Origin of the sequence: Ureibacillus sp. FSL K6-0165 (genome assembly GCF_038004285.1) — a bacterium.
Taxonomy (GTDB): Bacteria; Bacillota; Bacilli; order Bacillales_A; family Planococcaceae; genus Ureibacillus; species Ureibacillus thermosphaericus.
The window spans coordinates 1,670,149-1,687,463 of sequence record NZ_JBBOQS010000001.1 but is presented as its reverse complement, the minus strand read 5'-3'; the positions used below and the strand labels follow the sequence as shown (position 1 = coordinate 1,687,463).

Here is a 17,315-nt window from a genome sequence, read left to right as displayed (position 1 = left end):
TTCTTTTTGCTATACTAATACTGTTATATTTCCTTTTATGTAATATATAAACCAAACTTGGAGGAACGTCTAATGAGCAAAATGATAAATATCCAATCTTACTTAAAGGAGCAGGAAATTGATATAGCCTTCGTTACAAATCCAGATAATGTATTTTATTTTTCAGGGTTTAAAAGTAATCCCCACGAAAGATTACTAGGTATTTCGATTTTTCAAAATGCAGACCCATTCATCATATGTCCGAAAATGGAAATCTCTGATGTGAAATCTTCGGGTTGGTCATTTGATATTGTTGGTCATAGTGATACCGATCAACCATGGAATATATTAGCTAACGAAATACATTCTCGTACGAAACATATTTCAACAATTGCTATTGAAAAAGGGCATTTAACAGTTGAACGATTTGAAGCTCTACAAGCCTTCTACCCTAATGCTCGTTTTGTTCCAATTGATAATCAAATAAACGAGCTTCGGGTAATTAAAGATAAAGAAGAACTGGATAAATTAAGAAAAGCCGCTGAATTAGCCGATTATGCAATTGATGTCGGTGTAAAGGCCATCAAGGAAGGTATTACTGAACTAGAAATTGTTCACATTATTGAAAGTGCTATTAAGGAAAAAGGTTATTCCATGTCCTTCGAAACGACTGTATTATCTGGTCCAAAAGCTGCATCTCCACACGGTACTCCAGGAAATCGCACCATTCAAAAAGGCGACTTTGTGTTGTTTGATTTAGGGGTAATTTACGAAGGATACTGTTCCGATATCACTCGCACCGTTGCATTCGGGGGAATTAACGAAGAACAAAGAAAGATTTATGAAACAGTAAAAAAATCAAACGAAGAATCCATCAAATCAGTGAAACCTGGAATTCGCTGCATGGATTTAGATAAAATTTCCCGGGATATAATTTCTGATGCAGGATATGGTGAATATTATACTCACCGATTAGGCCATGGTCTTGGCATTTCAGTACACGAATTCCCATCAATTACTGGAACAAATGAAATGAAATTAAAACCAGGCATGGTATTTACAATTGAACCTGGCATTTACAAATCCGATGTGGCTGGAGTTCGTATAGAAGATGATGTTGTCGTAACGGAAAATGGTGTTGAAGTCCTAACGAAATATCCAAAAGAATTAATCATTATCCAATAATTGAAAGAGCTTCTCAACGTCTATTAGACATTGGGAAGCTCTTTTATTTTAGACGGTCGTTTTTTTCTTTCCTAAATATGCTTCGACAATTCGCTCATCCTTGAGTAAATCATCCGCAGGTCCTTCAATAATTATTTTTCCTGTCTCCATTACATATCCATAATCAGCGATTTTCAATGCTTGTTTTGCGTTTTGTTCCACAAGCAGCACCGTCGTTCCATCTTCTTTGATTTCTTTAATTATATTAAATATTTCCGCAACAATTAGAGGAGCTAACCCCATAGAAGGCTCGTCTAATAATAATAGCTTCGGTTTTGCAAGCAATGCACGTGCAATTGCAAGCATTTGTTGTTGGCCGCCAGATAACGTACCAGCCAGCTGTGATTGGCGCTCCTCCAAAATCGGGAATCGTTTCATTACATTTTGTATATCTTTTTTCACATCATGATCTTTACGATGATAAGCGCCCATTTCAAGATTTTCTAAAACGGTCATGGTGGATAGAATTGCACGACCTTCTGGAACGAGGGAGATACCTTTCCTCAAAAGTTGGTGTGGACGCATTCCCGTTACATTTTGTCCTAAAAATTCTACCGTTCCCCTTTTTGGTTTTATAAGGCCGGCAATTGTTCGCATCGTCGTTGATTTACCAGCGCCATTAGCTCCAAGAAGTGTTACAATTTTTCCTTCTTCCACTTCTAAATGTATTCCTTTTAATGCTTGAATTTGTCCATAATACGTTTCAATATTTGTTAACTTAAGCAATTGTCTCTTCCTCCTCTTTACCGAGGTAGGCTTCAATCACCGCTTCATTATTTTGAATTTCATCCGGTGTCCCTTCTGCCAATTTCTCACCAAAATTCAGAACGGTAATTCGATCACACAACCTCATGACAAGCGACATATCATGCTCAATAATGAGTACTGTAATTCCCATAGATTGTATTTTTTTAATTAAATCAAATAAATTATCCGTTTCCGTTTCGTTCATACCTGCTGCCGGTTCATCGAGCAGCAATAAAGTCGGATTGCTTGCTAATGCTCTAGCAATCTCCAATCTTCTTTGTTGACCATATGCTAAATTCTCTGCAAATTGGTCTTTCAATTGACCAAGTCCAACTAATTCTAATAATTCTTCACTTTTTTCTTTTAATAATTTCTCTTCTTGCTTTTGAGATTTCGTTCGAATTACGCTTCTGAAGACTCCCGCTGAAATTCTTGAATGCCCACCGACCATTACATTTTGTAATGCTGTCATTTGCGGAAACAGTCGAATATTTTGATAAGTTCTACAAATGCCTTTTTCGGTTATTTTATATGGCTTTAGTTTTGTAATTTTTTCTCCATTAAAAAAAATTTCACCTTCTGTCGGTTCAACAATATTTGTAATGCAATTAAACATCGTCGTTTTACCAGCACCATTTGGACCAATTAATCCATAAATTTCCCCTTGTTGAATTGTAAAAGAGATATTTTTTAATGCGGTAATCCCGCCAAAACGTTTTGTAATGTTTTTCACTTCAAGGACCATTAGCTAGTCCCCCTTTTAATACGTTTTCCTTTTAATCGATAAAACAAATAAAGATCTAATATTCCTTGAGGGCGAACAGCCATTAAAATCACGAGCATAATTCCATAAAATATATACCGATAGTCACTTACAAAACGTAATACTTCAGGCAATAATGTTAAAATGGTTGCTCCAAAAACGGAACCAATTATTACTTCGCTGCCGCCAAAGACTGTAAATATCAAAATTTCTACTGCGCGATGATATGAAAAATCAGATGGAGAAATATAACCAATTGTATGTGCAAATAGTGCACCAGCAAGTCCTGCGATAAAAGCTCCTTGTGCAAATGCTAATACTTTATAGTACGTGATATTGATTCCCATTGACTCCGCCGCTTTTTCGTCCATTTGTATGGAAGAATAAGCTCGTCCAATTCTTGAATTTTGTTGACGAATGACAAACCATAAAATGAATAAAACGATTATTAATAAAACGATGACAAGGGATAAATAAACAAATTGATTATTTTTCAAACCTAGAGCACTAGGTTCTATTCCGATACTTTTTGCAAACTTTAGCAATTCCCTCCCCAACTGAGGAATACCAGTTAAACCAACTGAGCCTTTCGTCAAGCTTTCCCAATTGACAAAGAGAACACGAATAACCTCTCCAAATCCTAATGTTGCAATTGCCAAATATACACCCGTTAATCTTAATGATGGGATTCCAACGATAATACCAATTACACCTGCTAAGAGGGCACCCACTAAGATTGTTACATAAAGTGGAAGTTCATAATGAATCGTTAGAAGGGCGGATGTGTATGCACCAATTCCCATAAATCCTGCACTTCCTAAAGATAACTGCCCACTTGATAACGGAACATATATACTAAGGGCTAACATTATGTTAATTAATATGAAACATAAAACTTGTAAATAATATGGATTTAATAGTTCTCCTAACATTCTTATCACCTGCCCTCTGCCGTCTTGGATCCAAATATACCTTGTGGTCGAATTAATAAAATAAGAATTATCATGATAAATGCGATAGCGTCTCGATATCCCGAATCGCCATAAGCAACAAGCAACGTTTCAGATAAACCGAGGATTAGCCCCCCAACCATTGCTCCTTTCACATTGCCCATACCACCTAAAATAATGATGGCAAGACCCTTTAACCCCATAGATAAACCCATTTGTGGACTTACCGAGTTAAAGGCCATACCTACTAAAATACCTGCTATGCCTCCCATGCCGGAAGCGATAATCACCGTTAATGTGATGATTTTTTTCGTATCCACTCCAAGAATACTTGCTGTTTCTAAATTTTCTGCCGTAGCTCTCAGGGCTTTACCAGCTTTTGTTTTTGAAAGCCAAACAGATAATCCGACCATTAATATGACGGAAATAACAAAAATCGTAATTTGTACTAAATAAATTGTTATTGAACCAATTTCAAAACGAATTTCTGCAAAAGCAGTTCGAAATGGCTTATTTCCAGCTCCGAACATATGATGAGATAAATTTTCAAGAAAGATTGATACACCAATCGTACTAATTAGTGGAGCCAAATGGGATACTCCCTTTTTCCCTCTAAGAGGGCGTAAACTGAAGATTTCTAACAGATAACCTAATAAGGAAGTAACGACTATCGACGCAAGAAAAGCAAGCCACAACGGCCAACCTAATACACTCGTCGTCAATACACCAATAAAAGCTCCTACCATAAAAATTTCGCCATGGGCCATGTTGATGATGCCTAATACGCCAAAAACTAGAGTAAACCCAAGGGCGACAATCGCATAAATACTTCCTAATGTAATTCCATTGATCAACTGTTCAATTAGCAATAACCATCACCCTTTTCATATAAGGAAAAGTAGAATTCGAGGTTATTCCTCGAATTCTACAAATTTCCCATCTTTTATTTCTACAACTGTAACATCCATCACGACATCACCAACTTCATTGAATGAGAATAGACCTAATATCCCTTCAAAATCTTTCGTCTCAGCTAATGCATCTCGGAATGCATCTCGATCTTCACCTGTACCCGCTCTCTTTAATGCATCTGCATAAATATAAAGAGCATCATATGCTTGCGCAGCAAATTGGTCAGGCTTTTTCCCATATTCCTCTTCGTATTTTTTATTAAATTCAACAATTTTTGGATCTGTAGAATCCCCGAAATACGGTGTTCCTACAATTAAACCGTTCGCAGCATCGCCTGCAATTTCTAAAACTTGAGGGGAGTTAAATCCATTTCCTCCAACGAACGGAACAGTAATGCCCATCTTCCGCGCTTGATCGATAATAACGGCACCTTCGTTATATAAAGCAGAAGCTAAAACTAAATCTGGATTCGTATTTTTGATTTTCGTTAGCTGTGCTTTATAGTCGCTTTGACCTTTTTGATATGTTTCAATTGTTGTAATTTCTAAGCCCATTTCTTCCGCAGTTCTTTTCATTACTTCAAATCCCGCTTTTGTAAAAGCATCATCATTCCCATAAATAATGGCAACCTTTTTTGCTCCTGTTCTTTTTACTGCTTTTTCCATTGCAGCAGGAATTGCTAACGCTTCCGGAATTGAATTTCGGAATACATAATCTCCAATTTCAGGAATTCCGTCCGCTGTTGTAGATGTACCCATAATTGTAATACCGTTTAAATCCGCTTCAGGTGCAACCGCGAAAAATTCCGTACTAAGCGTTGGTCCAATAATTGCAAGAATAGAATCATCGGCCATTAATTTTTGACCGGCATTTACCGCTTGTTCCGCTTCACCAGCAGAATCTTCAATTACTAATTCAATATTCACTTCACCTTTTTCATTAATTTCCTTTTGAGCTAATTTCAACCCTTGTGTAATCGCCTCTCCATAGGCAGCCCCTGCACCAGATAGGTATGAAATTACCCCGATTTTTGCTTGAATTACCTCTCCAGATGTTTCGTCTTCAATACTTGTCTCACTTTGTCCTCCGCTGTTAGTTGATGTTGATGAACTACCACAAGCTGTTAATAGAATTAACATGAATGTTGCTAAAATAATTAGAAATAGTTTCTGGTACTTTTGCATTTTGAATCCCCCTAAAAATTCAATTCTATTAATTTACACTATTGGAGTAATGTAAATCTCTATTTATTATTCTATTAATTGAATTTTAAAAATATTACAAATTCTATTCATAAAAATTTCTAATAAAATAAAAAAATACTTGGAAATACATAAGTATTCCCAAGTATTTGAAATAGTTATAATTAGTCTTGTAACAGTGTATCAGCAGATACATATTCGCGTTGTTGCTCATCTGCAACCGCTTTATACACAACATATCCATTTAACGTGTTTAGACCTTTTTTCAGTGCTTCATTTTCTAAACAAGCTTGTTTATATCCTTTATTAGCAATTTGTAACGCATAAGGAACCGTTACATTTGTCAATGCAATTGTTGATGTTCTTGGAACTGCTCCTGGAATGTTCGGAACTGCATAATGTAAAACACCGTATTTTTCAAATGTTGGCTTATCGTGAGAAGTAGGGTTGTTCGCTGTAATTTCCGTACTTCCACCCTGGTCGATCGCAATATCAACGATAACAGAACCAGGCTTCATTTGTTTTACCATTTCTTCCGTTACTAATTTAGGAGCTCTTGCACCAGGAATTAGAACCGAACTGATTACAAGATCTGATTGTTTCACAGACTCTGCGATATTATACGGATTAGAAATTAATGTTTTAACAGAAGATCCAAAGATATCTTCTAATTGACGTAAACGATCCGGATTCAGTTCAATAATTGTTACATCTGCACCCATGCCAATAGCAACGCGAGCAGCATTTGTTCCAGCTACTCCCCCACCGATAATTGTAACTTTTCCACGAGGTACACCAGGTACACCGCCTAATAAAATTCCATTACCACCATTTAATTTTTCTAAATGATGCGCCCCAATTTGGACACTCATTTTTCCAGCAACTTCACTCATTGGTGTTAATAATGGTAATGCTCGATTTGGTAATTGCACTGTTTCATATGCAATTCCAATTACTTTTTTATCTAATAACGCTTGTGTTAATTCGTATTCAGGTGCTAAATGCAAGTAAGTGAAGAGGATTTGTCCTTCATAAAAATATTTGTATTCGCTTTCAATTGGTTCTTTTACTTTTAAAATTAATTCCTGTGACCAAGCTTCTTCAGCAGTGTCAACAATTTTTGCACCCGCAGCAATATAGTCTTCATCAGTGAATGAAGAGCCTAGTCCAGCACCTTTTTGAATATATACTTCATGACCAGCATTCGTTAAAGTTACAACCCCTGCAGGTGTCATTGCTACACGATTTTCATTATTTTTTATTTCTTTAGGTATTCCAATTTTCACGAAAACTCCCATCCTTTGCTTGAATATTCGTAATAAAAAATCAATCACCACTATTCTATCAATTGTTAAAAAAAAATTAAATTATTTTTTGAAAAATTTTTTCTTCCAAATAGTTCCATATTTTTTCACATTATTCACAATTGTAAATATAAAAAATTACAGTATTGTAGAAAATTTTTTTACAATAATTAGAATATTTTGTGAATGTTTTTCATTTTTAACTAAAATAGCATTCTCATTGTCTGAAAATTTGATATAATAAAAACATAGTTAAAGGAGGTAAACAATATGACAAAGTATAAGAGTATTGTGGTGGCTGTGGATGGTTCTAAAGAAGCAGAATATGCTTTTAAAAAAGCAACTGAAATCGCTAAACAAAACGAAGATGCAAAATTAAACTTAGTGAATGTAATTGATACTCGCTCTTTTGCAGCAATTGAAGCATATGATCGCTCAATCGCTGAAAAAGCACAGGCGTTCTCTGAAGAATTACTTGAAGGATATAAAAAGAAAGCTGAAGAAGCTGGCGTAAAAAATGTGAACGTAATCATTGAATACGGATCTCCAAAAACAATCATTACAAAAGAATTATCCAAATTAGTGGATGCTGATTTAATTGTCTGCGGTGCTACTGGTCTAAATGCCGTTGAACGTTTCTTAATCGGTTCAGTATCAGAAGCAATTGTTCGCTCTGCAAAATGTGATGTTCTTGTAGTTCGCACTCCTGAAAATTAATCTAGTATAGATTTTAACCCTTTATGATTTCGAAATCATAAAGGGTTTTTTTGTTTAACATAAAATATTAAAGTTTTTGTTATCTTTTTGCAATAGAAGTTTTTGTCGAATTATGATACAACTATATCTGTTCTCAATTAACCGCCGCTATAACGCTCATTTTGCTTTTTTAGTTGGCTTCTACTCCTTTGAGTTCACAATAAATATAGAAAGAATGATTCTATTGAAACGAAATTCATATTTTGATAATGCAAGAGCAATATTGATTTTCCTCGTTGTGTTTGGTCATATGATTAGTGACTATATAGAAAATGAAAGGATTCTAGCAAATATTTATCTTTTCATCTATACATTTCATATGCCTGCATTCATTTTAATTTCTGGTTATTTTGCAAAAAAAGTTTATGAACAAGGCTATTTTAAAAAACTCATCAAAAAACTCCTCATCCCTTATATTATTTTTCAAGTGTTGTACACTTTTTACTATGATTTAATATTTGAAGACTCGATAGGTTATAGTTTATTTATCCCAAGATGGGGACTTTGGTTTTTGATGAGTTTGTTATTTTGGAATATTCTCTTATATTTCTTTGGAAAATTAAAATATGGACTTCCAATCGCAATTCTTATTTCTCTATTAATTGGCTATGATACTGAAGTGGATGAATTTTTAAGTTTGTCCCGCACCTTTTTCTTCTTTCCGTTTTTCTTAGCTGGATTTCATTTAAAAGAACAGCATTTTGTCAAAATAAAATCCAAAATCAACGTATTTATTGGCACAGTACTTGCCATCGTAGGTTTTATCATCATAGTTCTCTATGTACCAATCGACTTCAGATTTTGGTTATTTGGAAAAAGACCATATGAAGAAATAACGAATCTCTTAGAATATTCAGCACTCATAAGATTAAGTACATACGGTATTCAGCTGTTAGCGTTGTATACCTTTTTTTCCCTCGTTCCTAAAAAACAATGCTATCTTACATCCATCGGCCAATCTACGATGGTGATTTATTTGCTTCATATGGCTATTGTTCGAGTTTTCCGTGAGTCTTCAATAAAGTCGTATATCATAGAATCAAGCCAATATTGGATATTGTTTGTATTCAGCTTATTAATTGTATATTGTTTGTCAAGAAAACCGGTCGTCCAATTCGTTGATACGTTATTGTACAAAAAATTTTAATAGGTGTTTAACGGGGTGTGTCTATAAAAATTAGACACCTCCTCTTTTTTTATAAATTTCCTATTTTCTCGTATTTTGTTCTTTCCAAATTTTCACTTTTTCAAAGAAGTATAATAATGCTTGCTTATTGGATAAATTCGGCACCTTCGCTAATAATACTTCTATTGGTGGCCTCAATGTATCACTTTTCTTTTGCAATATTAAAATGCTTTTTTCATGCAATTTGGATTTAAAGATGTTTTCTGGAAGCTGCATCACAGCTTGAATCCACGCATACTTCTTCAAAAATTTATGCAACATTTCAGCTTGTTCCGATTCAAATAAAGTTGCAGGGATTAAAAAAATCAAATAACCGCCATCTTTCGTATAATTTAATGCTTGTTCAATATATAAGTGATGAGCGTAACTCATCCCTTCTTTAGAACTTAATTCATAGTTTTTTGCAATATCATCATTTGGATAAAATCCTACTGGTAAATCACAAACTACCACATCTACAGGGTCAACTAGTAATGGTCTTAACGCATCTTGGTGGTATAACTGAATTGGTTGTTCAATAAGCTCTGCAATTTCCCCAGCTAATTGAATTAACAATTCATCCACTTCCACACCCGTTGCGAACACTTTTCCATCCAATTTGTTCATAATCGTAAACATTAAATTACCTGTTCCTAAAGCCGGGTCTAAAATTGAAATTGTTCCATCTTTTAATGTTTCCTCAAAAAATTGTTCAACGAAATACGTTATTAATAAGCCTAAAGAATCTGGCGTCATTTGGTGATTTGGTTGAGAAGATTCGCGCATTCCTTTTAATATAGAAAGCTGAATTGCTTTACGCATTTCTTCCTTCGTTGCTGCTTCAAAGGGTAATTCATATTTTCCATCAAGTATCCCCTTGAGAGTTGTTAAGACACTCTCTAAATATGTAGAGGACTCTGTTTTTTCAAGTTCCTCTGTTTTTTTATTGATAAAGGTAAATATTTGCTCTATCTTTTCCATCAAATTCTTCCTTTCATTAATTTCCATTTTTTTATGGAGTTACGATTAGAACGACAGGAACATAGTCGAAAATAAGTGTAGACAAAGCCGTCTTTGACTTTGTCTACATAAAAAGTTGTTATCATAAAACTATCATATACGATAAAAGAACTTCTTGCATCATCGTATTGTTAAATCAATTCTTTAACAGCGTTAATCGCCGCTTCATAATTTGGATGGTTTGTTGTTTCAGGAACATATTCTACATATCGAACAATACCTTCACGATCGACAACAAACACCGCACGAGCTAATAAGCGTAACTCTTCAATTGCAACTCCATAAGCTTTTCCAAATGAAAGGTCTTTATGGTCTGATACTGTCACTACTCGATCAATACCAGCTGCTCCACACCAGCGTTTTTGAGCAAAAGGTAAGTCAACAGAAACAGTATAAACAACCACATCTTCTCCTAATTTTGCTGCTTCTTCATTAAAACGGCGAGTTTCTGCATCACAAACACCTGTATCAAGAGACGGTACAGTAGCGAATAAGCGAATTTTACCTTCAGAATCTTTTAATGTTACAGGTGTTAAATCATTGGCAAGCACCGTAAAGTCTGGTGCAATGTCACCAACTTTCACTTCATTTCCTAACAATGTTACTGGATTATTTTTAAATGTCACTTCAGCCATTTGAATATTCCTCCTTCTTTTCTACTTATTTCATCTTACTAAACACCTTCACGTATAAGCAAATAACTTAACTTGAAAATTAAAAACCATTCAGCGTCTAAAATTTTCATGACACTGAATGGTTTTAGTAACTCTATACTGTTTGATGATTTGATTCAATCATTTTTTCTTTTATAACTTTTTTTTCATTTTTCACATACACTTTTTCATGCACCACAATGGTATCTGCTATATAATCTTGTAGTCCTTGATTTTTTGGAGTAAATGCAACAGCAATATAAGGAAGCCAAATTGTATTGTTAATAAAACGAGAGACTAACTCTCTAAACAATACTGTACTCCAAGATAGTTTTTGTTCTTTCAGTGACTTTACTTTTAAACCGAAAATCATTTTGCCAACAGTTTGCTGCCAATACTTTGTCATAAGTACAAAATATCCATAATAGAAAAATCCTGAAATAATCGTAATAGGCGCATACCAAACGGAACTAGATAAATTCCAACCCATCATATAGAAAATTGGTTTAACTAAAATACTGACGATTGCAGTAACAATGAGACCATCTGTAATAAATGCCCAAAAACGAATCCAAAAACCAGCTGTTTTTTCTTCATATTCTGTAACGATTTCCGTTTCTGAAAATGTTTTTGGAAATTTTTCCCTTTGCTCTAGATCTTTCTCTACACCAGCTTGCTGATCAGGCTTAATTTCTTTATCTGTCTCCACTTTGATTTCTTCTTCATTTGCAACGAACTTTTGAGCAATTTCCGAAGTGTGTGCATTTTCAATTTTAAACTCCTCTTGGTCTCGATCGTTTGCTGAGTTTTGTTCCGTTTGTTTGTTTTGTAAAATGTCATTATTCGACTCATGGGCAGAAGTTTTCCGGTTATTATCTTGATTATAACTCGTCATATTCCAGCCCTCCTTAATATTGGCCATATAAATACATTAATCGTGGTGCATCATAAGAATTCATCAATTTCATTAGCATCCGCTCTTCTGGTGAAGGGCCAAAGAGTGTTCCCAGTTTCATTGTAAATAAAGAAGCAAAACTACCTAAATTTGACTCATATTCGAACAATTCAGCGTCTTCCAATCCATAATCTTCTCTTAGTGACTGAATTGCATCCTCTAAACTTCCAAGCTCATCGACCAAACCAGCTCTTAACGCTTGACTACCACCTAAGATTCGTCCGTCCGCAACTTTTTTCACTTCCGCTTCAGTCATTCCTCTTCCTTGCTCTACTATATCTACAAATACTTCGTAAGATTCATTAATCATCTCTTGAATCATCGCTTTTTCTTCTTCTGTCGTAGGTCGAGTACCACCGAACATATCTTTATGTGGACCGGATTTGATTGTTTCAAATTCAACACCCAATTTTTTCGCTAGCTCTGCATAATTATAACTTTGCATGATAACACCAATGGAACCCGTAATTGTTTCACGATGGGCAAAGATTTTGTCTGCTGGAGCGGAAATATAATAACCACCTGATGCAGCCATGGATCCCATTGAAACGTATATTGGAATACCTTTTTCTTTAATTTTTAGCAATCTTTCATGAATTTCAGCAGATTCAATAACTCCACCACCTGGTGAATTGACAGATAATACAACACCTTGTACTGTATCATCTTCCAAAATTTGGTCTAATGAAGCAAGAAACATTTGGTGATCATATTCAAGCGGTACCCAAGGTGAACTTGAACCAACATCTTGAATTACTCCATCTATAGATAGTAAAGCAATTCGTTCATTAAAAGACCCTGGTTCGAGGACCGTCTCTGCAAGTTCTACATCCGTAAGCGTCTCAAATCCACTTAAAAAGTCACTCTTGAGAAATGACATTAACGTATTGATTGCGATTGATGCAATCAGCAAAAAAACTGCTGCTCCTAACGCTATCCATCTTTTTAAATTCATCTAATTTACCTCCTTCAATTTACATACGTTTTTCAACAACAATTGTTTCAAAAAAATGATAAATTTTTCTATGCTAGTATAAGATTACATGAAAAAAAGGCATTCAGAAAGTAATTGTTTCTGAACGCCTTGACTTTGATATCACTTCATGCAATAGATAAGTATTTAATTAATTATTTTAGAACTTGCTTTTGCATTTCTCTTTGACGCAATTCTACGCGTCGAATTTTACCGGAAGCTGTTTTTGGTAGCTCGTCGATAAATTCGATTGCTCTCGGATATTTATACGGTGCAGTAATATTTTTTACATGCTCTTGTAACTCTTGAACTAGGGTAGGGCTATCCTTTAAAGATGGATCTTTTAAAACAACGAATGCTTTTACGATGCTTCCTCGAATCTCATCAGGACTTGCAACAACCGCACATTCTTTTACCGCTGGATGTTTAACAAGGGCATCTTCCACTTCGAAAGGCCCAATCGTATAACCGGAAGAAATGATAATATCATCTCCACGACCCTCAAACCAGAAGTATCCTTCTTCATCCTTATATGCACGGTCACCAGTTAAATACCATTCTCCACGGAATTGTCTTTGCGTACGCTCAGGATCATTTAAATAACCTTTAAACAATGCAGGTGTAGAAGAATGAACTGCAATATCTCCAACTTCGCCTGGTTTTGTTGGTTCTCCATCTTCATTAATAATATCCACAATATTTCCTGGAGTTGGTTTACCCATAGATCCTGGTTTTGGTTTCATGCCGAGGAGTGTTCCAACAAGCAATGTATTTTCAGTTTGTCCATAACCATCACGAACTTGTAAGTTAAATACATTTAAGAATTTATTGATTACTTCACTGTTTAACGGTTCCCCAGCAGAAACAGCGCTTCTTAAATTGGATAAATCATAAGATTCTAAATCATCCACTTTCGCCATCAAGCGATATTCTGTTGGTGTACAGCATAATACATTAATCTTGTAATCTTGCAACATTTGCAAGTAGTTTTTTGGATCGAATCGTCCTGTATGAACAAATGCTGTTGCCCCGCTTCCTAAAATAGCTAAGAATGGGCTCCAAATCCATTTCTGCCAACCTGGTGCTGCTGTCGCCCAAGCTAAATCATTTTCTTTTACACCGAGCCAGTGCTCAGCTGCTGTCCGTAAATGTGCATATCCCCAACTATGAGTATGAATAACCCCTTTTGGATTTCCTGTCGTTCCACTTGTATAAGATAAGAAAGCAATATCTGAACTTTTCGTTTGCACTTCATTAAATTCATCGGATAAATTTTCAAGCTCTTTTTCTATTTGAATCCACGGTTCATTCGCTTCACCGTAAACGAAAAGTTTTAATCCATTTAACGATTTTACATCATCAAATTGAGAAATTTCATTTGAGAAAGCAACAATTCCTTTTGCACCTGAGTGTTCGATGCGGTAGTCAATATCTTTTGCTCTTAACATTTCAGAGCTTGGAATAATTGTAATCCCTGCTTTTAATGCACCAATGTATGTAGCATATGCTTCAGCAGAACGTGGAACCATGACAAGAAGAACGTCGCCTTTTGTCAGTCCATGTTTTTTAAATAAATTTGCTACTTTATTTGCTCTTTTTAATAACTCTACAAACGTGATTTTTTCTGTCGTACCGTCTTCATGGTGTACCAGTAACGCCACTTTGTTTTCATCTTTTGCCCATTTTTCGAATTCATCTGCAATATTATATTTCTCTGGAGCTAGTAAATCCTCTCTTTTCAAGCAAATTCCCCCTCAATTTTCAAAAATAAAAATATTATTCTAATTATAATATATTCAATAATATCATCAAAATATTCTAAATAGTATATATATTTTTGTTTAAAAAGTAATTTTTTTGAGAATGAATGAAATAAATTATAGAAAAAAAGCTAGTAGCATACGCTACTAGCCTTGTATTACTTATTGTTGAGTTCCACGTAATTGTGACTCAGCCATTTGCACTAGACGTTTAGTGATTTCTCCTCCGACTGACCCGTTTGCACGAGCAGAAGCTTCAGGTCCGAGTTGAACACCAAACTCTTGTGCAATTTCATATTTCATTTGATCTAATGCTGCATTTGCACCAGGAACTAAAAGTTTATTTCTGCTGCTGTTGTTGTTTGTAGCCATCTCTCTCACCTCCTTGTGCATTTAGAATGTGCTGTAATTATTAATTAATACATAAAAGGTGAGAGGTAAATTGTTCATATATTACCGATTCGATGGTACAAAATTATTATATATTATAATAAATGCTTAAATTTCTCTACTTTCATACGTTTTTCAGGCAACGTATAAATTTCGCGATTTTTCACTGCTCGTTCAATATACTCTTCAAAATCTACTTGAGATTCGAAATAAGTTACTCGATCTATTTTTGGTCTTGTTTTCGGATTTGCTGGTGTAAATATTGTACAGCAATCTTCGTACGGTTTAATGGAGATTTCGTACGTGCCAATCTTTTGAGCAATATCAATAATGTCCAGCTTATCGAATGAAATCAAAGGTCGAAGAATCGGTGTATTCGTTACTTCATTGATTGCCGTTAAACTTTCTAATGTTTGGCTTGCTACTTGTCCTAAACTTTCACCTGTAACAAGCCCCAAAGCGCCAATTTCTTCACGAACACGATCTGCAACTTTCATCATCACTCTGCGTGTTGTTGTCATTAACATTTCTTTTGGTACTGAATCTTTAATTAAAACTTGTAATTCAGTGAATGGTATAACATGTAAATGAATAGAAGAACCGAATTTTGTTAATTCATTTGCTAAATCTTTTACTTTTTGCAATGATTGTTCACTCGTATAAGGTGGGCTATAAAAATGAATGGCATCAATTCTTACTCCCCTTTTCATCATTAAATATCCTGCTACTGGGCTATCAATTCCTCCAGAAAGCAATAATAGCGATTTTCCGTTCGAACCTACAGGCATACCACCTGCACCATAAATGATTTCAGACATTAAATAAGCTGCTTCTTTTCGAATTTCAATTCGAAGTTCCACATCAGGATTTTTAACATTTACTGATAAATTTGGATTATGTTTTAATAAAAATCCTCCAACTGCTAATTGTATATCATATGTTTTGAGTGGGTATGTTTTATCTGATCGATGCACTTCCACTTTAAACGTGATTTGCTGATCTTTATAACGATCCATTATTTTTTGGGCTAACTGTTGGATGTTTTCAATTTCCCTATCGCATATAGCAACAGGACTAAACGATTGAATACCAAACACACTAGGCAATTTTTCCATCAATACTTCAAATTGTTTTTCATTATCAAGCTTAATATACATTCGATCCCGCTCTGCTTGAACTGTCAGAGGGGCAATATCAGAAAAAGTATATTTGATATTATTTTTTAATCGGTGAATAAAATCTTTACGATTTCGACCTTTCGTAGTGAGTTCACCATATCGTATTAATATTTCATTCCAAAGCATCATTTTTATACTCCTTTTAATTCTTTCATAACTTCTTTAAAAATTTCTTTAAATTGTTCTATTTCTTTCTCTGTATTTTTTGCGCCAAAACTTATTCGAATAACACCTTCTTTAAAGTGAGAATCTACATTTAAAGCTTCGACAACATGGCTTGTTTTCTTTTGTTTTGAAGAACATGCGCTAGATGTAGATACAATGACACCTCTTTTTTGCAATGCATTAATTATCACTTCGCCTTTTAAATCTCGCACGCTAAAAGACAAAATATGTGGCGCCCCTTCTTTAGTTGAGAGTAAATAAATATGATCACCGAAAGTATTGAAAAAATCCATCAGATGATCTCGCCACTTTGTAAATTTTGCATAATTTTCTTGTAGATGTTCAGTTGCAATTCGACAAGCTTTTGCTAATGCAACAGCTTGTGGAACAGGGACAGTTCCGCTTCTTAATCCAAATTCTTGACCGCCACCTACAATTAGTGGTGCAATGTTTAATTTTCTTTGAAATGCGATGATTCCTGTTCCTTTTATTCCATGGATTTTATGACCCGAAATTGTTAATATATCCGGTCCGGCATCACCGTTAAATTGAACTTCCAATTTTCCAAAACTTTGTACTGCATCCACATGAAAAATGGCACGAGAATGTTGGTGAATGATTTTGGCTGCTTCCTCAATCGGTTGAATTGCTCCCATCTCATTATTGACGTGCATCATGCTAACAAGAATCGTATCTTTTCGAAGTTTCCTGCGTAATTCATCTATGGATATTACACCCTTATTATCCACTGATAAATACTCGACTTCGTATCCATCTTTTTCTAAAGTTTTATATGCTTCCAACACTGATGCGTGTTCAATTTCAGTTGTAATTATATGTTTCCCAATATGCTTATTTTCTTTTGCAACGCCAAAAATTGCAAAGTTATTTGATTCTGTTCCTCCTGAAGTAAATAAAACGTGTTCCGGTTTTGTTTTGATTATGTGAGCAATTTGATTTCTTGCTGCTTCTAATAATTCATTTACTTCCACACCAAAGGCATGAATTGAAGCAGGATTCGCAAAATAGTTTTTATTTACTTCAAGAAATGTATGTAATACTTCATCATGTGGTTTCGTTGTAGCACTATTGTCAAAATAGATCATGAATACCAACCTTCTATTTATAATTTTTATGACAATTTCAAAAGAAAAGGGTTGTTCAGAAAGTGAACACTTTCCGGACAACCAACCTTCTCATTGTGTACTATTAGCATCAA

At 34.8% G+C, this 17,315-nt stretch carries 17 protein-coding genes; 3 read left to right on the top strand and 14 right to left on the bottom strand.

Annotation, left to right across the window (positions count from 1 at the left end):
- Nucleotides 1–72: 72 nt before the first annotated feature.
- Nucleotides 73–1,164 carry a M24 family metallopeptidase gene (locus tag NST00_RS08440; RefSeq protein WP_339288250.1) on the top strand — a complete coding sequence of 364 codons (1,092 nt, stop codon included), beginning with the start codon at nucleotides 73–75 and terminating at the stop codon, nucleotides 1,162–1,164.
- Nucleotides 1,165–1,212: 48 nt separating this feature from the next.
- On the opposite strand, the gene NST00_RS08435 is transcribed toward NST00_RS08440, so the two are convergent.
- From NST00_RS08435 to ald, 6 genes are all read right to left on the bottom strand, one after another.
- Entirely contained in the window at nucleotides 1,213–1,929 is a 717-nt protein-coding gene (locus NST00_RS08435) for an ABC transporter ATP-binding protein (RefSeq protein ID WP_016837116.1), read from the bottom strand.
- A complete protein-coding gene (locus NST00_RS08430; protein WP_016837115.1) occupies nucleotides 1,922–2,695 on the bottom strand; it encodes an ABC transporter ATP-binding protein in 774 nt (257 codons plus the stop codon). Before NST00_RS08430 ends, NST00_RS08435 begins: the two co-directional genes overlap by 8 nt.
- On the bottom strand, nucleotides 2,695–3,645 hold the full coding sequence (locus tag NST00_RS08425) for a branched-chain amino acid ABC transporter permease (protein ID WP_168411917.1): 951 nt from the start codon (nucleotides 3,643–3,645) through the stop codon (nucleotides 2,695–2,697). The genes NST00_RS08430 and NST00_RS08425 overlap by 1 nt, the downstream gene beginning before the upstream one ends.
- A gap of 5 nt (nucleotides 3,646–3,650) precedes the next feature.
- On the bottom strand, nucleotides 3,651–4,532 hold the full coding sequence (locus NST00_RS08420; RefSeq protein WP_016837113.1) for a branched-chain amino acid ABC transporter permease: 882 nt from the start codon (nucleotides 4,530–4,532) through the stop codon (nucleotides 3,651–3,653).
- A 42-nt stretch (nucleotides 4,533–4,574) separates the two neighbouring features.
- On the bottom strand, nucleotides 4,575–5,759 hold the full coding sequence (locus NST00_RS08415; protein ID WP_340709853.1) for an ABC transporter substrate-binding protein: 1,185 nt from the start codon (nucleotides 5,757–5,759) through the stop codon (nucleotides 4,575–4,577).
- 182 nt (nucleotides 5,760–5,941) lie between these two features.
- Nucleotides 5,942–7,063, bottom strand: a complete 1,122-nt coding sequence (gene ald, locus NST00_RS08410; RefSeq protein ID WP_340709852.1) for an alanine dehydrogenase — start codon at nucleotides 7,061–7,063, stop codon at nucleotides 5,942–5,944.
- A gap of 288 nt (nucleotides 7,064–7,351) precedes the next feature.
- Here ald and NST00_RS08405 point away from each other — a divergent pair, with 288 nt between their 5' ends.
- Entirely contained in the window at nucleotides 7,352–7,798 is a 447-nt protein-coding gene (locus tag NST00_RS08405) for a universal stress protein (protein WP_016837110.1), read from the top strand.
- Between the two features lie 223 nt (nucleotides 7,799–8,021).
- A complete protein-coding gene (locus NST00_RS08400) occupies nucleotides 8,022–8,984 on the top strand; it encodes an acyltransferase family protein (protein ID WP_016837109.1) in 963 nt (320 codons plus the stop codon).
- A gap of 60 nt (nucleotides 8,985–9,044) precedes the next feature.
- Here NST00_RS08400 and NST00_RS08395 read toward each other — a convergent pair whose 3' ends face one another.
- The 8 genes from NST00_RS08395 to NST00_RS08360 form a co-directional block, all read right to left on the bottom strand.
- A complete protein-coding gene (locus NST00_RS08395) occupies nucleotides 9,045–9,983 on the bottom strand; it encodes a class I SAM-dependent methyltransferase (RefSeq protein ID WP_016837108.1) in 939 nt (312 codons plus the stop codon).
- A 170-nt stretch (nucleotides 9,984–10,153) separates the two neighbouring features.
- Nucleotides 10,154–10,657, bottom strand: coding sequence for a thiol peroxidase (tpx, locus tag NST00_RS08390; protein ID WP_016837107.1), 504 nt, complete (start codon nucleotides 10,655–10,657; stop codon nucleotides 10,154–10,156).
- Between the two features lie 133 nt (nucleotides 10,658–10,790).
- Nucleotides 10,791–11,570 carry an RDD family protein gene (locus tag NST00_RS08385; RefSeq protein WP_340709851.1) on the bottom strand — a complete coding sequence of 260 codons (780 nt, stop codon included), beginning with the start codon at nucleotides 11,568–11,570 and terminating at the stop codon, nucleotides 10,791–10,793.
- Nucleotides 11,571–11,583: 13 nt separating this feature from the next.
- A complete protein-coding gene (gene sppA, locus NST00_RS08380; RefSeq protein WP_016837105.1) occupies nucleotides 11,584–12,585 on the bottom strand; it encodes a signal peptide peptidase SppA in 1,002 nt (333 codons plus the stop codon).
- Between the two features lie 173 nt (nucleotides 12,586–12,758).
- Nucleotides 12,759–14,345 carry an acyl-CoA synthetase MbcS gene (mbcS, locus tag NST00_RS08375; protein ID WP_339288238.1) on the bottom strand — a complete coding sequence of 529 codons (1,587 nt, stop codon included), beginning with the start codon at nucleotides 14,343–14,345 and terminating at the stop codon, nucleotides 12,759–12,761.
- A gap of 180 nt (nucleotides 14,346–14,525) precedes the next feature.
- Nucleotides 14,526–14,735 (bottom strand): alpha/beta-type small acid-soluble spore protein, encoded by a 210-nt coding sequence (locus NST00_RS08370; protein ID WP_016837103.1) that lies wholly within the window; start codon nucleotides 14,733–14,735, stop codon nucleotides 14,526–14,528.
- 113 nt (nucleotides 14,736–14,848) lie between these two features.
- A complete protein-coding gene (gene thiI / locus NST00_RS08365; protein ID WP_026018967.1) occupies nucleotides 14,849–16,057 on the bottom strand; it encodes a tRNA uracil 4-sulfurtransferase ThiI in 1,209 nt (402 codons plus the stop codon).
- Nucleotides 16,058–16,062: 5 nt separating this feature from the next.
- Complete coding sequence (locus NST00_RS08360) at nucleotides 16,063–17,202, bottom strand: cysteine desulfurase family protein (RefSeq protein WP_016837101.1); 1,140 nt, start codon at nucleotides 17,200–17,202, stop codon at nucleotides 16,063–16,065.
- Nucleotides 17,203–17,315: the final 113 nt, after the last annotated feature.

Excerpts from the sequence above, each read along its gene's own strand:
- NST00_RS08415 (WP_340709853.1), bottom strand. The coding sequence starts at position 5,759 with ATGCAAAAGTACCAGAAACTATTTCTAATTATTTTAGCAACATTCATG.
- NST00_RS08360 (WP_016837101.1), bottom strand. The coding sequence starts at position 17,202 with ATGATCTATTTTGACAATAGTGCTACAACGAAACCACATGATGAAGTA.
- NST00_RS08425 (WP_168411917.1), bottom strand. The coding sequence starts at position 3,645 with ATGTTAGGAGAACTATTAAATCCATATTATTTACAAGTTTTATGTTTC.
- NST00_RS08405 (WP_016837110.1), top strand. The coding sequence starts at position 7,352 with ATGACAAAGTATAAGAGTATTGTGGTGGCTGTGGATGGTTCTAAAGAA.
- NST00_RS08370 (WP_016837103.1), bottom strand. The coding sequence starts at position 14,735 with ATGGCTACAAACAACAACAGCAGCAGAAATAAACTTTTAGTTCCTGGT.
- sppA (WP_016837105.1), bottom strand. The coding sequence starts at position 12,585 with ATGAATTTAAAAAGATGGATAGCGTTAGGAGCAGCAGTTTTTTTGCTG.
- thiI (WP_026018967.1), bottom strand. The coding sequence starts at position 16,057 with ATGCTTTGGAATGAAATATTAATACGATATGGTGAACTCACTACGAAA.
- NST00_RS08395 (WP_016837108.1), bottom strand. The coding sequence starts at position 9,983 with ATGGAAAAGATAGAGCAAATATTTACCTTTATCAATAAAAAAACAGAG.
- NST00_RS08440 (WP_339288250.1), top strand. The coding sequence starts at position 73 with ATGAGCAAAATGATAAATATCCAATCTTACTTAAAGGAGCAGGAAATT.
- tpx (WP_016837107.1), bottom strand. The coding sequence starts at position 10,657 with ATGGCTGAAGTGACATTTAAAAATAATCCAGTAACATTGTTAGGAAAT.
- NST00_RS08385 (WP_340709851.1), bottom strand. The coding sequence starts at position 11,570 with ATGACGAGTTATAATCAAGATAATAACCGGAAAACTTCTGCCCATGAG.
- NST00_RS08430 (WP_016837115.1), bottom strand. The coding sequence starts at position 2,695 with ATGGTCCTTGAAGTGAAAAACATTACAAAACGTTTTGGCGGGATTACC.